The sequence below is a fragment of the Methanosarcina baikalica genome, from assembly GCF_031461075.1.
Lineage (GTDB): Archaea > Halobacteriota > Methanosarcinia > Methanosarcinales > Methanosarcinaceae > Methanosarcina > Methanosarcina baikalica.
Map to the genome: position 1 here is coordinate 1 of NZ_JAVKPK010000076.1, position 16057 is coordinate 16057.

Annotated in this window: 16 protein-coding genes; 4 read left to right on the top strand and 12 right to left on the bottom strand. The window is 36.9% G+C overall.

The features are described from left to right. The 10 genes from RG963_RS14265 to RG963_RS14310 form a co-directional block, all read right to left on the bottom strand. A partial coding sequence (locus RG963_RS14265) for a hypothetical protein (protein ID WP_310576952.1) occupies positions 1-660 on the bottom strand: 660 nt, incomplete at its 3' end. A gap of 351 nt (positions 661-1011) precedes the next feature. After that, entirely contained in the window at positions 1012-1284 is a 273-nt protein-coding gene (locus RG963_RS14270; protein ID WP_310576953.1) for a hypothetical protein, read from the bottom strand. 324 nt (positions 1285-1608) lie between these two features. Beyond that, a complete protein-coding gene (locus RG963_RS14275) occupies positions 1609-2262 on the bottom strand; it encodes a hypothetical protein (RefSeq protein ID WP_310576954.1) in 654 nt (217 codons plus the stop codon). A gap of 413 nt (positions 2263-2675) precedes the next feature. Continuing rightward, complete coding sequence (locus tag RG963_RS14280; protein ID WP_310576955.1) at positions 2676-3542, bottom strand: hypothetical protein; 867 nt, start codon at positions 3540-3542, stop codon at positions 2676-2678. Further along, complete coding sequence (locus RG963_RS14285; RefSeq protein WP_310576956.1) at positions 3535-3915, bottom strand: hypothetical protein; 381 nt, start codon at positions 3913-3915, stop codon at positions 3535-3537. Before RG963_RS14285 ends, RG963_RS14280 begins: the two co-directional genes overlap by 8 nt. Positions 3916-3957: 42 nt before the next feature. Further along, complete coding sequence (locus tag RG963_RS14290; protein WP_310576957.1) at positions 3958-4572, bottom strand: hypothetical protein; 615 nt, start codon at positions 4570-4572, stop codon at positions 3958-3960. Positions 4573-5178: 606 nt separating this feature from the next. Then, entirely contained in the window at positions 5179-5859 is a 681-nt protein-coding gene (locus RG963_RS14295) for a winged helix-turn-helix transcriptional regulator (protein ID WP_310576958.1), read from the bottom strand. Positions 5860-5905: 46 nt separating this feature from the next. Then, positions 5906-6406 carry a hypothetical protein gene (locus tag RG963_RS14300; protein WP_310576959.1) on the bottom strand — a complete coding sequence of 167 codons (501 nt, stop codon included), beginning with the start codon at positions 6404-6406 and terminating at the stop codon, positions 5906-5908. Between the two features lie 436 nt (positions 6407-6842). Then, positions 6843-7838, bottom strand: coding sequence for an ABC transporter ATP-binding protein (locus RG963_RS14305; protein WP_310576960.1), 996 nt, complete (start codon positions 7836-7838; stop codon positions 6843-6845). A gap of 2 nt (positions 7839-7840) precedes the next feature. Next, the gene (locus tag RG963_RS14310; protein WP_310576961.1) at positions 7841-9409 is read right to left on the bottom strand and encodes a COG1470 family protein; all 1569 of its coding nucleotides are present in this window, start codon (positions 9407-9409) and stop codon (positions 7841-7843) included. A 463-nt stretch (positions 9410-9872) separates the two neighbouring features. Here RG963_RS14310 and RG963_RS14315 point away from each other — a divergent pair, with 463 nt between their 5' ends. The 4 genes from RG963_RS14315 to RG963_RS14330 all read left to right on the top strand — a co-directional run bounded on the left by RG963_RS14315 (position 9873) and on the right by RG963_RS14330 (position 13817). Further along, positions 9873-10292 (top strand): hypothetical protein, encoded by a 420-nt coding sequence (locus RG963_RS14315; RefSeq protein WP_310576962.1) that lies wholly within the window; start codon positions 9873-9875, stop codon positions 10290-10292. 98 nt (positions 10293-10390) lie between these two features. Next, positions 10391-12061: a hypothetical protein gene (locus RG963_RS14320; protein WP_310576963.1), complete on the top strand. Its 1671-nt coding sequence runs from the start codon at positions 10391-10393 to the stop codon at positions 12059-12061. A 154-nt stretch (positions 12062-12215) separates the two neighbouring features. Beyond that, positions 12216-12920, top strand: coding sequence for an ABC transporter permease (locus tag RG963_RS14325; RefSeq protein ID WP_310576964.1), 705 nt, complete (start codon positions 12216-12218; stop codon positions 12918-12920). A 12-nt stretch (positions 12921-12932) separates the two neighbouring features. Further along, on the top strand, positions 12933-13817 hold the full coding sequence (locus tag RG963_RS14330) for an ABC transporter permease (RefSeq protein WP_310576965.1): 885 nt from the start codon (positions 12933-12935) through the stop codon (positions 13815-13817). 607 nt (positions 13818-14424) lie between these two features. On the opposite strand, the gene RG963_RS14335 is transcribed toward RG963_RS14330, so the two are convergent. Continuing rightward, on the bottom strand, positions 14425-15192 hold the full coding sequence (locus RG963_RS14335; RefSeq protein WP_310576966.1) for a winged helix-turn-helix transcriptional regulator: 768 nt from the start codon (positions 15190-15192) through the stop codon (positions 14425-14427). Beyond that, a complete protein-coding gene (locus RG963_RS14340; protein WP_310576959.1) occupies positions 15152-15652 on the bottom strand; it encodes a hypothetical protein in 501 nt (166 codons plus the stop codon). Before RG963_RS14340 ends, RG963_RS14335 begins: the two co-directional genes overlap by 41 nt. Positions 15653-16057: the final 405 nt, after the last annotated feature.

Genomic DNA, 16057 nt, shown 5'->3' on the forward strand with positions numbered 1-16057 from the left:
CCAAAAACAATATTCAAAACCATAGAGACAACCAAGGCAAGGAATGCAGGTAGGAAGAGTCCATCCTGAAATACATCCGGCACAAGCCCCTAAACAACCACTCAGTAGCATTGTGCATGTGGCGGGCTCTGCATCACAAACACAATCGGAAATGCAATCCCAATGTGAACTTTCTAGTGTTTGCACTGTACCGCTGACAGAATCATAACCGAGTACTGTAAATATGCCATTGCTTACCACAACTGCTGTAGCAGTACTTCCAAGCTCATCATAGATGAATGATATAACCGCCGTGTCGTTTTCATCCTTGCCACTTAATGGCATTCCTACAAGCGTGCTAGCTATGGTTTCACTCTCATTCTCCATGGTGAATTTCTTTGCACTGATATTTTCAATTGAAGGCTTATATCCCGATTTAATCAGTTCTTCTCTCAGCTTTAGTACACCTTCATCTGATAGTGCCTTTGCTTTTGCCTCATTCAGATCTACTCCTGATAGTTTTGTTGCCTTCACCTTAGCACCAGAATCATCTTGCGTTCCAGTTTGTGGACAGTCTGTTCCAGCTGGGCACGCCATCGTAGGCGTAACCAGTACCATACTTGCAACGAGCATCATCATGAAAAGCCCGCTGATTTTTCTAACTTTGCTGTTTAGTTTCAATTTATTCCACCTCTTTATTTTTGTTTAAGAGCAAGGAACAAACCTTAAAATAGCTTTAAAGTAATCTGTTTCTTGCCTTTGGGCACGCAGGATTCAGGGGAGGGCTCAAGCTTTACTGAATCCTGCAGAACATTCCCACTTACTTAGTTTTAGACAATTCTTTATAAGTTCTCCGGCCAACCTCTCTAACTATCAGAGATCAGGGAATCTTTACAGATCTGAAATGAGTCAGCAAAGAAACAGTTAGAGACTTTGGCCGGAAGCTATATATCGAGCAATTTAACACCGATTGCTAAAGATCTACAGCTCGTAACCAGGTTTTTCGCTAGAAAAGAACAATCTATATACTTTTTAGATAGTGTAATTTGTTCCTGCAGTGAAGCTTAAAAGAAAACCCAGTATAGCCATCAGGCAGAGGGAAAAACCTGAAAAAAGACCGAGTGAATAGGCAAATGGCAAATTCAGGTTTGTGTTTATAAATTCATTATCCTGTTCTTTTTCCTGTATCTTTTCTGTGGAATTTTCAGTATTCTTTTCTTCTTCCGAAAGATATTCGTTAATTGATGTTTTTAGCTTCTCTTCAGTAATTTCTTCTATGGGAATCTTTGTTTCATTATTTATCACAATAGCCGGAACTTCAAGAAAACTATATTTGTTCCATTGGTTGAAACCATCAGCAGTACTGGTTTCTATTTTTAAAATTTCAATGCTATTATTTTTATATTGAGTTTCTATTCGATCGACAATAGGATCGGTTATTTCACAATCATGGCAACCTTTTTGATGAAAATACTGGATTGAGATGGGTTCTGCGCAGGCCATTGATATAAAAATAGAAGAGAAGTAAATAACAGCAAGCAAAGCTATTATATGAAAATTGATTTTCATGGGGATCCCTGTAAATAATTTTTTTGTTTCACAAGCCTGTGTATGCCGATAACAGGAAATTTAGTTATCCGAGTTTTGTTTACGCTGTGACCATTTTATTCCCAAAACTAGAATTACCAGTAGAGCTCCAAGAATTATACTTCCTTTTAAAATAGGAAAAATAGGGTAGTCAAGTACCAAGTAACGTACAAAAATGAAAACGCATGCAATTACATAGAAAATCAGCAATCTCATAGGATTTTTTTGATTTTCTTCTGTGCTTTCATCATATAAGACCTTTGATAATGCGAGTCCCATAAATAATAAAAACAAAACCCAGAATATCTGATCCACATTGTAAACTAAAGATGCGTAGAGGTAAGCGATATATAGGAGTATTATAAGAGTCAGAAGACGTATCTGTTTTCGAATCGAGGAAGAGATACTGATTTCTTCTTTTTCGTAAGGCTCTGTGGTTTTTTCTTCATAAGATTTTGATTCAAAAATATGATTAATTATTAAAGAAATTGATGGGTTCAACAATTGTTCTCTTTTTCTATACCAGACAAGTAAGGAGAAATGTGTTGCTGTAAAAACGAAGGCTAGAATAAGAATTACCTCAGGTTCTATTAAGATATATCCTTTAAGATTTAAATAGGCAAATAGCAAAAAGGAAAAGAAATATGTTGCAACTGAACGCCATAGTTCTTGTTTCACTATACTATCTATCTTCATGATCCAACCACCACGGTATTTTTGGGAATTTTGTTCTGAGCTTCCAAAGTACAGCTATTATATGAGAAGCGCTTTTCATGGGAATCTCTGATACTAACCTTTTAGTTTCACAAACTTGTGTATGTCAATAATGCAGGAGATTTAACTTCATGCGTCTTCGGTTAAGTGAGGAATCATGATAAATTGGATTTATTCCCAGAACATGTGTCCAAAATTTAGATAGACTTTGAACTGGAACAGGGTATCGATTTTAGGTAAAGAAGCTAAAATTTGAGGCCAATTTATGACATAAAATCGATAGCCTTCAGGCAAGAAAATTCCTTAACCGATGACCAATGAAAAACAATTAAATTGTCCATACACAAAAGTATGGACAAACTTGTAAAAATCACATTGATTTGGATGTTCTTATGTCATCCTTTCTGGATGCTTTCAAGTTCATTAATTATATGCGTTTCAATTGGTGGGCTATTGATACTAACGTTTTCAATTCCGACGTCCTGATATCCAGAATTATTGGCCAGTCCAGATAAATCCATTGTCAAAGTTTTATCCATAATGTAATTGGATTTAACTGAGAATCCACCATTTAAATCTACCCAATTTTCTCCAGAGATATTGCCTACTGTTGTATAATTAATGGTTGTATTACTATAGTCTCTTTTTGCGTTTGAAACAAAATTTGTTTCTGATTTGATACCAATACATTCAAATTTACCGGCTTTTGTCGATATTGTTTTTGTACCTAAAAAAGTATAGTTTCCTGTACCTTCGAATTCATCTTTTAATAAAGGATTTTCATTTATGTTATTTTTGAATACAATTGTCCATGGTTTACCTTCTTGAGTTTCTTTTTCTGGATACTTTAGTAGATTTGGCAGTTCCGGTTGTACCTCAGGTATAATTTTATCTTTGGGATCTGATCTTATCAAGTTTCCATAAACGTCCATAATTGTGACGTATGAAGATTCAGTAGTGTTCCCATTTGTTGTTTTCGTTGATGTCATTTTTGAGGTTATATTCTTTCCATCAAAATCTGTAACTAACATTTCAATACGAATTGGTCCTGTATAATTTGTATTATTTGTGATATATCCTGTATAATTTGTATCACTTGTGATGTATGTACAATTGTAAACAAGTCTATCACCTACATGAAAATTATATTTTAGATTATAATCAGTTTGTGCTTTTCCAATACAACCAAGTTCAAATGCCATGATTACAAATAGTATAAGTATGAGTATAACCCCAAGCCTCTTTCTTGCATTGTTATACATGCTGTTTTCCCCTCCTTAAGACCGAAACGATCGAAGATATCGTCAATGAAATAACAATTACTCCGCATAGCAAAATTATCTCTGCAGTTACGGTTTGGCCATATCTAAATGAAATTAAACTACCACAAAGAAGTGCAATACCGTAAAAAATACCACTAAAAATTGACCATCGTTCAAATGATTTTTGATCTTTTGTAGAGGCTGAAAGCGTAAGGAAAAAAAGTCCAATTCCAGCCAATATAAGGTACAATCCATTTAAGGATATTTTTGTTGGGGTCGTTACTGTTGTTATAGTACCTCCTATAATGGCAAAAATTGATAAAAAAAGCAAAAAAAGGAATTTTTTTGAATTCCTTTTTATGATCACTCTCATTTGGCCAGCTCCTCATAACTGTAACTTTTCTCAGGTCCGTCGTCAGTTTCCATAATAGTATTTGTGGCATGCTGTATAAGCAAGTCCGCAGGCTCCGACACCAATTGGTAGGCATGCCAAACAAAGTTTTGCCTCTAATGGCGTGGCTGGATTTGGTGCCAAAAGCGGACCACAAATTAATACGCAAGTAGCAGCACTCCCCAAGCAAATCGATAAGTTGAAAACACAATCGCTTAGTAAACTATTTATCACTACAGTTGTGCTTGTTTTGGTTTGTGGATTGTAGCTATATAGTATAGTTTTGTTGGGTTCTTGAGACTTGTCATTTTTGAAACTTATTGCAGCAAATTTGATATCAATTATTGAGCTATCGTTTTTATTTTCCACTGGTATAACAAGTGCTGTACTGCCATTTTGTGTATATCCTTCATTTTTCAATTGCTCTTGATATTTTTTGACATTACTATCGCTTAAAGCCGTATTCAGCATTTTGTCTTTATCCGCTCCTGTTAGCTGTATTGGGTTTGCGGGAACCAAATTACTCCCACAATTTGTTCCAGCCGGACATGCCAACACAGGCGTAACCATGATCATACCTATAAGGAGCATTATCATAGAAAGCCCGCTAATTCGTCTAACTTTGCTATTCAATTTCAATCTATTCCACCTCTTTACTTTTATTCAAGAGGCAAGAAGCAAACTTTAAAATAGTTATAAAGTCATATACTTCATGCCTTCGGGTATGCAGGGTTCAGGATCGGTCTCAAACTTTACTGAATCCTGCAAAACATTCCCACTTACTTAGTTTTAGACAATTCTTTATAAGTTTTCCGGCCAGAGTCTCTAACAATCAGAGATCAGGGAATCTTTACAGATCTGAAATGAGTTAGCAAAAAACAGTTAGAGAGATTGGCCGGAAGCTATATATCGAGCAGTTTAACACCGATTGCTAAAGATCTACAGCTCGTAACCAGGTTTTTCACTAGAAAAACGTAACCTATATGCTTTGAGGTATTGTATTTTATTCTGAGGTAAATACGGACTTTACAAGATCTCTTGTCTTTACAACTTTGTCACTGATGGCTTTTTACCGCAAAATGGGCAAAGTTAGTTAATTCTTGGGACTACATAGGTTCAAGGTTTAAAAAAACGTAGATTGGAGAAAAAGATAGCCTAAATTAAAAAGAGATTGTGTTGAGACTGAAGTAGACTTTTTCAGAGACTTTTAGATAACCAGTATTTTAAGGCCGGATCAAGGTTATTTTACCCATATTTTTCTATCAAATTTTTATAAGAAGGATTTACTCTATAAATTATACTTTTTCCCTCTCTTGCTTCCTTTATGAGTCCTATTTCTTTAAGATTTCTCACATACCAGCTAATAGTAGCTCTGGAAACTCCGATTTCACATGCAAGATCTGTATTTGTATTACACTTTCCATTTTGTATTTCTGAAATTATTCTTTGATTTGTTATGTTTTGAAGGACAGAAATCACTTTTTTTTCTTCTTCGTCATAAGTGAAATTATTTTCGAAATATCTCATCTTTCCGCCGTCTTTATAGACTTCGATTTTGTTCTGAGCTTCCAGAATAGTTATATGATGCCTTACTCCTCCTCTGTCTAAACATATTTTTTCTACAATTTCACCAATATAGGCTCCCGGTTTAGTCTTGATATACGCATAGATACTAGATCGATTAGGATTATCAAGTACATTTCCTCTATCTGCAATTTTGAATCCGAGTATTACGAAAATAAGCTTTGCAAGATACAGCAGTATATCTATTACGGATAAGATGTGCATCGCAGCCAGCCAAAGTAGGAACTGCCAGTAGGGTATTACAGTATCTTCTACAATCTGCACATCTTCTCCAGCTATGGACACTCCAAATTGATCACCTGGTGCTGGGCTTACGATATATTCCGTAGCTCCGGCTGCCATTATTAAAAATGAATATATAAAAAAAAGGAGACATAGTCTCCTATAATTAATGCAGTGCAGCATTAAACGTATAGCTTTCAGATCCACTGACTGATTCCCCATAGACTTTGAACTTCCAGGTTCCTTGGTCCACATATCCCTGAGAGGGGTCTATATTGATGCGTATCCTACCATTTACACTTCCATCAGAATTATCATAGTATGTTCCGAGTTTGCTTCCTGAGGGAGTGTAAACGCTAAGAGTTAGGGAATCACTGGTATCTCCCCAGTTCAAATCCACTTCAAGATAATTCACGCCTGAGCCTACGTTTACATTGTGAGTTATAGTCTGCCCCTGAATTATGTACTGGGTTGATAGTTGCGAACGAATGGAATTCACCATATCGAAAGAGTTTTCTGTGCAGGGGCTAACAATGTAATCTTTTCCAGCAGAATCTAAAATATCTTCCTTGTCGAAGTTTACCGCATATTCGTCTTTGGCGGAAACTGCAGGAACAGCCATCAATCCTATAATAACGCATAAAATGAACACTTTCCAGGTTTTCATAGTATCACCAAAAAAAATAAGAAGTCCAGGCATATAACGTTTCGGTCCAAACTTTATAACAATCAGCATTATCGATCTTTATGAAAAATTGTTACAAAAAGGAATGATTTTCAGAAAAACAGCATAAGAATACCTTTTAGTTGAAGCATTTTGTCAAAAAATGAAAGGTAATGAGGATATTATTTCATCCCCTGCGTCAGGACAAAATCGTAAATTTTATAAGCTGGCTTTGAAAGCTTTTCAGAGCAGCTTCTTTCCGGGATCTGTCCAGGATATACACTCATAAACTTCTGTGATTTTCGATTTTATAGAAAACCTGATCTAAATCAGCTTAATAGGGTAAATATGCGTAAAAATGTATCAAGCTATTCATTTCAAGTTAATGCAGTTCGTTATTTCAAAGGATTTCTAGAGAGTAAAAATATAGTTCCATATTTTATACCCTTTCAATAATTTTGAGAAACAATTTCTGCAGATTCATTTCTTCTTCTTCGAACATGGATACAGTGCCGCCTGCCTTCTTGACAGCTTTTGCAATTTCTGGACGGAGCTTCATTTTCGCATGCACATGCAGAGTTCCATTCTGAATTTCAAGAGCTTGCACACCCTCTACATTCTTTACGGCTTCTGCAGCTTCAGGCAGAGGAATATCCTGAAACTCGAGCAAATAATGCACACCCTCCTTTATTCTTACGATATCCCGCAGATCCTCTACAGACCCGACTGCCAGAAGTTTCCCTCTTGCGATTATTGCTATGCGGTCGCAGATATCCTCGACTTCTTCCATGGAATGGGAACTTAGAAAAACGGTCACTCCTTTGCTCCGGTTCAAATCCTTTATAAGGTCCCTCATCATCTGGGCTCCCAGAGGGTCGATACCGCTTGTCGGCTCATCAAGGAAAAGGACTGAAGGTTCGTTGATCAGAGCCTGGGCAAGCCCGAAACGCTTGCGCATGCCTGTGGAAAAACCGCCTGTTTTCTGGTCTATAGCACGGGTAAGGTCTACGGTTTCAAGCAGGCTTACGATTCGTTTTTCCCGAATATCGGGTTTAATATCATAGAGTTTTGCATAAAAGCGCAGGTTCTGCCTTGCAGTGAGATTGTCATAAAAACCGGCAGGTTCGGGAAGAACACCTGTTGTTACCCTTATATTTATTACTTCGCGGACAATATCAAAACCTGCAACTTTCCCGCTTCCTTCACTTGGTTCGAGTAAACCGATAAGCATTTTCATAGTCGTGGTCTTACCAGCCCCATTAGGGCCAACAAAGCCGAATACTTCTCCTTTTCTGACCTGCAGGTTCAGGTTGTCTACTGCTCGAATTTGATTCTCCTTTCCGAAAACCTTACTCAAATTAATGGTTTCTATTGCGAATTCGTCTGTTTTCGGTACAATTTCATTTTGCTCTAACTCAATGCTCATTGATTCCATGTTCACCGCCTTCCGAATTTACGTACTACAAAAACAAGCACAAGAATCGCAAAGCCCAGCATTCCTATGCCGAGGAGCCCGCTACTTGATGATTTTTCAACGTTTACCTTGATACTTTTCTCAGAACTCACAAGGTCGTCACTCTTTGCCCGGATAAAAATTTCCTTAACACCGGAGCCGGCATTGGCATTTGCAGTAATCTCTACAGGTATGGTTTTGGACTCTCCTGCTTCCAGCTCGTCTACCGTTCCGAAACCCTGAATCTGACTGGTGATGCCGGTTACCTCGTTAATTTCAAGAGTAACATCTTCCATAGGTTCATTCCCTCTATTCTCAACATTAACCCGGACTTCAAAGGAGCTTCCAGGATTCAATGTAAATTCATTGGGGCTGGAATCTATTTTAAGCAGTTCTGCATTTTCAAGATTATTATTGATATTTACTTCAAGCTGCCTGGAAACAGTCCTGTCTCCGTTTACTGCTGCAACTGTGATTGGGTAAAGTCCACTTGTAGCGTTCTGGAAAGGCTTGACCTTAACAATAAAAATTTGTTCTTCACCTTCAGCAAGTATAAAGGAAGAAAGCCTTTCATCTTCATCATCGTCAGTGACAAATTCCGTGTTCCAGCCTTCAGGCTGGCTCAAAACTTCAAGATTCAGTTTAAGCGGTTGATCGTACCGACTTCTCAAGGAAACCGCAAACTCAGCAGTTTTTTCAGGCCGAATTGCAAGTCCGACAATACTGGAATTAAACTCTACGTATGCACTCAAATCCTCATTCTTTGCCAGTTCGGGATTTATTGTTACACTGAGAGGCAAGAGTACACTCTGATTGCTTTTTTCAGGGCATGCTGCCACTAAAATTTCATAATCTCCTTCGGTCGCATTGAGCGGAGGATTTACGAGAACATTAAATTGCTGATTTCCTTCTCCAGGGACTCCCAACCTGGTAACCCTGGATCCATCAGTTGAAAGCAAGTCAACTCCCCATTTTTCGGGTTTTGAAACAAGATTAATCTGAAAATTTACTCTACTTTCATATTTATTTTCTACAAAAGCCCCGAAACTGACAGGAATTCCCGGATGGGTCTTTTTTCCAGGGATATCAGAATAAATCTCCAGGTTAGGCATTGCATTCCTGTCAACTGTTACTGTAAATTCCTGATAAATCTTGTCATAATTTCTGATACTTTCTCCATAAGGTCTCAGACCTATTTTTATAGGGTATTCCTCGTCTTTTGCATTTTCAGGAACTCTTACTTTAAGAGTCAATTCCCTTTCATCGGCTTCTTCTGGTAGAGTAATTTGGCTTACCTGATTGCCGTTTGCATAGATACCTGCAGTCCAGTTTTCGGGTACTTTCTCTACGAAAAAAGTAACCGATGTACTCTCTGAAGTATTGTATCCCTTTTCTACAGTAAAGCTGAACTCCACCAGGTCTCCAGGTCTTGCAACCTTCCCGCTGACATCGTTTCCTACTGTAACCTGGGCAAAATCAGCTCCTGCAGGAAAGGGAATTAGAATAAACAGCATGAATAACACAAGGAGGAATTTCGCTTCATTTTCAGGCATTTATATCTTTCCTCAAAAACATCGTACACGTAACGATCAGGAAAACTTGGAAGAGCTGTAAGCGGGACTGCAAGATTTAGCTACTTTAAGTCATGACTTTTTCGTAACTCATGGGTTAGCCACGATTCCCAAAACTCTACTTCATCCTGAAAAATATCTATCGTTTTATAGAAAATATGGTCTTGTTTAAATGTTTTGTGTCCAAAGTCTCTAACAATTATGAAAAGAAGCTCAAATTAAGATTAATTTTTTTATAATATTGACTAATGTGTGAATTGTTAGAGACTTTGGACATAAGATTTATATCAATGTGAAAAAGTAGAAATTTATGGAGTCCAACCGGATGCGAAAAAAGCGATTGAACTCCAGCCCCTAAAAGAGGTAAATCTGCATAGTTTTATGATTACTTAATACTTGCGGATTTTACCTCTCAATAAGGAATTCTTGAGAGGTGTTAGATAAAATGAACATAAAAGCTAGTTTAATGATAGCACTCATAGCATGTGTTATGCTTGTGGGTGTTGCGGCAGCAAATCAAGAAAATCCTGAAGCAGGAAATACATGGGCAAGAGCAGCTCTTTTCAACTTAGGTCCTGGGTACAACTCTGTTAGTGGATCTTTAAGCTCAGGTGATACTGCAGATTATTGGCGTGAAACTAATGCTGCTTGTGACGTAGAGGTTATGTTGTACTTAGACCCAACTTCACTTTCACGTGGTGGAGTAGCTCAGATGTACGAAGGCAACAGTGGACATTCCTTTATGCAGCGTGTACAGCAAGGTAATAATGCCTGTCCTGACACTCATCTGGATGTAGCCCCAGTATACGTTACTATGACTCCAGCTGGCCTTGGAGATTATACCTTTACTGTACGGAGGTATTGAGAATAATAAGAGAAATTTCCATTCTGGTATTCGCACCAGAATGGTTAACTTTTTTAGAGATTATAGAATAAATTTCTAAATTTGGAGGGGAATTCATAATGTTAAAATATATTATGATACTTATACTTTTTTTATTAGTTGCTACAAACATAGCATCTGCTAATCCAGCATCCGAAGATTCAAACATTAGCGTTACATCGCTTGACAAAATCCTCCAGCTAGAAAAAGGATTTACAACAACTTCAACAGCATGGAGTCCCAATGGACAACATCTACTTGTAACCTGTTCAAAATTTGTTCCTCCTTCAAAGAACATTGTTAAACATTATCTATTGGACACGAATTCTCATACTTTTGGGGAAATCAATTATGGGATTAATGAATCAGATACCAATGGCATATTAGATGCAAAATGGATCCCATCTGGAAACAAGATCTATTTTGAAGTTTCAAAGGTTGACCGAACAGGTTCTGGTTATTGTTTCGTTATTTGCAATCCTGATGGTACGAATTTGAAGTGTGTAGGGACCGATTATACCGATCTTTCAGCCGTAATGAAAAATGTTGGGAATATTGGTTTTCAGAGAAATCCCAACTGGAACCTTGATTCCAGTAAAATCGTATTTGAATGGGAAAAACCCGGAAATCACTCTCCTGGGGTCTATATAGTAGGCGGAAATGGTACAAATGCCCATGAGCTTCCTTCAGCTACATATCCGAAACCTGTCTTTTACGATTTTAACAAAATCTTTATTGTTAAAGATGAAGGGACTGTAGAGCTTATTAATGAGAGCGGTGATTTGATTCAAACATTCCAGCCGAAGAACGAAGGTGAACAATATTGCGCTTTTTTGCTTAGCCCTGACAGAAAAAAAATAATTTTCGCTTCAGGGTCACCAGGTAGCTACAATTTACAGACATATATATGTGAGATTGATGGTTCAAATTTAAAAGGAAATATTTCTTACAATGAAGATCTCTGGGTAAACGAGTCCTGGCAACCAAAAGGTTCGCTTTTGCTGGTAAATCAGAATAGAAATTTGTATATTGTAGAAGGAGATGAAAATAACAAGCGTCTTTTGTATGAAGGCAATGCCAGTGAACCCCAATGGTTCCCTGATGGGAAGAAAATACTGTTTGTTGAAAACGGAAACAAACTGTATTCAATAGATGTTGATGGAACCAATCTGTCCTTTATCACCAGTTTCGGCCCTACTTACTCTTACTTATGGAGATATTTCGACAAAGGTCAGCATTTTTCAATAAGCCCATCCGGAAACCTCATAGCTTTTATGTCTGCTTTTGACTCAGTCACTGGAAGAATGATTGAAAACAATGACATTTATAAATTTGATATCGCTGCTCCTTTGTTCATCATTAATTCAGATGGCTCGAATCTCACTCAGGTAACACCTGCAGTAAAGGGAAGATTTGATACATGCATAAGCTGGAGTCCCGATGGAAAGCAATTCACTACTGGATTCGCTACATATACAGATCCTGGATGGGATTATGGGGATAGCTCTATAGTTAGAGTGAATTCTGAAAACTCTTCGTCAATCTGGAAGAATTTGCCTGTAAAGGAAATTATCAAGAGCGAAGGATCTGGCACCGTTAATAAAGTCCAGATCAGTGAACCAGATTCTAAAAATACATCGCAGGTTTCTAAGAGTAAGGAGGCAAGTAACCAATCTCCTTCTTTTATGTTTTTGCAATTGTTTGTTTGCATAATGAGTATCTGGTTGCTGCATAAAAGCAAGGAGTTATGATATCGTGAATAAAAACTGCGTTTTAACACTGGCACAAAAAGAATTTTCAGACAAACTGTATGAACCAAGTTTTTTTATACTTCTGGCTATATTTATGAGTACCCTATTCATATATCTACAAAGCCGTACAAATGATTTTTGGGACGTTGTCCAAGTGATTGGTGTCTTCTTTCCACTGGCAGGTATAGCTCTCGGATATGATGGGATAATTAAAGAAAAAAATAGCAAAAGCCTGAATGTTTTATTGACCCATCCAGTTTTCAGAGATAATATTATAACAGGCAAATTTCTGGGAATTTCAATAACTCTTGCACTTGTAGTATTTTCATCCCTGACAATAATTGAAGCATCGGATTTCCTGATTTCTGGGAAAGTTGCTGATCTTGATTCCCTCATACGTCTGCTAATTTTCGGGATATTTACTTTCCTTTATTTACTAACTTTTGCAGCTTTTGGGCTTTTTGCTTCAGTCCGGTGTAAAACAGAAATTGAGTCCCTCACGTTCGGAGCTCTGGTCTGGATCAACATGTGCTTTGCCCTCGGCCCCACTATTATTATGCTTTCATCTTTCGCATCGGGTCAAACACTGTTTGATATGACGAAAGAGTTTGCTTCGACAGCTTCCTCATTTTATAACATCTCGCCATTGCATCACTTTGCTGAGGTGACAATTGGAGATCTGGATTTGAGTTATTATGGAGGGTTTCATATTCAGACAGATGTGTATGGGTTTATGGATACTAAATATTCGATATCTTACCTTATTGGCTATTACTGGCAAAATGTAATAATCTTGTTAATTCTGCCGGTTGTCTTTCTTGCAGCTTCATACATTTCATTTTTGAGAGACGATATTTAAGGAGGAAATATTGTGGAAAATATCTCCAACATTAAAGTCATAGCCCAAAAGGAGTTTGCTGACCATCTAAAAAGTCCTGTATTTCTTTCATTTACAGCTACTTTTACGCTTGTTATCCTTGCCTATTCATATGTATTAGGGACAGAAGTCGAATATACTTTAAATGTTCTTGGCAGTCCTGATTTGATGAGAGGGTTTGAAGGGGTAGCAGAGGTTGTTGGTCGTTTTGCACCAGTTATGGGTATAGTACTGGGTTTTGATGCAATTGTCAGAGAAATAAAATCCAGTTCTATGAATGTTTTATTGACTCATCCTGTATTCAGAGATAATATAATTCTTGGCAAAATCCTGGGATCGGGGTTATGTATTCTATTGGTACTCTTCTTCTCTGTCAATTTAGCAACCGGAGTCATGCTAATAATTTCAGGAATTCCGGTTACGATGCAGCAAATCGCAAGAATTGAGATGTTTATATTCCTCACTTCTTTTTATTCTTTAATCTTTCTTGCAATTTCTATAATGATTTCAACAATAGCAAAAAAATCAAATAATTCCTTTCTGTTCAACCTTATTTTATGGCTTATCATAACGATATTGCTTGCCAAACTAATATTTATTGTAAGTTATGCTTTTTCTGAAGATCTCAATACAGCAAATGACCAGACTCAGATATTCAAGAATTTCTTACCTGATTATCATTTTGCTGTTACTGCTATAGGAACCAAAGATGCTGACACAGGACTTACTTCTGGAATAGGAGGAATATTTGATACTCGTTATACACTTGGAGCCTGGGCATGGGAGTTCTGGCCCAATCTGGCATACCTTTTCGTGCTACCCTTCATTTTGCTTATAGGCTCAGTGCTCGCATTTTTGAAAAAGGACATAACCTACTAAAGAAAATGTCCATGAAGACAACTTTAGATTAAGCATCATAGATGTGTATCATTTTTCATTCTGGCATTTCACCAGAATGAATTATTTTTAAGATTGTAAGATTACTTTCTAAATTTGGATACGAATTTGAAATTTAAAGGAAATTGCGCTAACTTATTTTTGTTATTTGCTGATCCTAAAACTCAAAATCTACTTCTTTGACGCTCATTTTTGAGATAGTCAAATGAGCTTCTGAAAGGAAAGTAATTCTAAAACTCTTTAGATTATGGGAATAGAAATTGGTTTGGAGACAGGCCCATTTCGTGGGAATTAGTTAATGCATAACATCAGGAGCAGTAATACCACGAATAAATCAAGAATTTCAAGAAAATAATATTGTAGAGGACACCTGAACTAAAGAAATTGTTGTGGAATTGGAGTAGACTTCTTTAACAGCTTTTAATAACCAATATCTTAAAAGTAATCCAGGTTATTCTATGAACTGATCCCAAAACCAATTTTATTCTCAAATCAGTAAAGCTTCAAAACTATTTTCCTTGATTAGAACCTCAATTAATTATTCGGAATACTGGATTCAGAGAAGAAATTTTGAGTTTTGGGATTAGCTCTACTTGTGTTTTTCAATTAAGTTTTCATAAGAAGAATTTACTCTATAAATTATATTTCTTCCTTTTTTTGTTTCCTGTACTATCCCTATGTCTTTAAGGTTTCTAATATACCAGCTAATAGTAGCCCTCGAAACTCCAATTTCCTGTGCAAGAGTTGCATTTGTAGTACACTTATTATTTTGAATTTCTGAGACTATTCTTTTACTTGTTATGTTTTGAAGAACAGAGATGATTCTTTTTTCTTCGTTATCATAGCTGAAATTGTTTTCGAAATACCGTATTTTTTCCCCATCTTTAAAGGCTTCGATTTTGCTTTGAGCTTTAAGATTTTTTATATGGTATTTGACTGCTCCCCTATCCAGATTTAACTTTTTTGCAATCTCACTAGTATATGTTCCAGGTATAGTTTTAATATAGGCATAAACTTTAGATTGACTGGAATTATCGGGTCCATTTGCGTCCCCTGCAATTTTGAATCCGAGTATTACGAAAATAAGCTTTGTAAGGTACAGCAGTATATCTAGTACGGATAAGATGTGCATCGCAGCCAGCCAAAGTAGGAACTGCCAGTAAGGTATTACAGTATCTTCTACAATCTGCACATCTTCTCCAGCTACGGATACTCCAAATTCATCACCTGGTGCTGGGCTTACGATATATTCCGTAGCTCCGGCTGCTATTATTAAAAATGAATATATAAAAAAAAGGAGACATAGTCTCCTATAATTAATGCAGTGCAGCATTAAACGTATAGCTTTCAGATCCACTGACTGATTCCCCATAAACTTTGAACTTCCAGGTTCCTTGGTCCACATATCCCTGAGAGGGGTCTATATTGATGCGTATCCTACCATTTACACTTCCATCAGAATTATCATAGTATGTTCCGAGTTTGCTTCCTGAGGGAGTGTAAACGCTAAGAGTTAGGGAATCACTGGTATCTCCCCAGTTCAAATCCACTTCAAGATAATTCACGCCTGAGCCTACGTTTACATTGTGAGTTATAGTCTGCCCCTGAATTATGTACTGGGTTGATAGTTGCGAACGAATGGAATTCACCATATCGAAAGAGTTTTCTGTGCAGGGGCTAACAATGTAATCTTTTCCAGCAGAATCTAAAATATCTTCCTTGTCGAAGTTTACCGCATATTCGTCTTTGGCGGAAACTGCAGGAACAGCCATCAATCCTATAATAACGCATAAAATGAACACTTTCCAGGTTTTCATAGTATCACCAAAAAAAATAAGAAGTCCAGGCATATAACGTTTCGGTCCAAACTTTATAACAATCAGCATTATCGATCTTTATGAAAAATTGTTACAAAAAGGAATGATATTCTGAAAAACGGCATTATAATACCTTTTAGTTGAAGCAATTTGTCAAAAAATGAAAGGTAATGAGGATGTTATTTCATCCCCTGCGTCAGGATAAAATCGTAAATTTTATAAGCTGGCTTTGAAAGCTTTTCAGAGCAGCTTCTTTCCGGGATCTGTCCAGGATATGCACTCATAAACTTCTGTGATTTTGATTGCATTTTACATTTTTTTCAGAAATTTCTGCAGAGCGCTAAATATTCTTTGGGTTATGTAGATGGACTTATAATTCTGTGATGAAAATTCAGTGAAAAATAA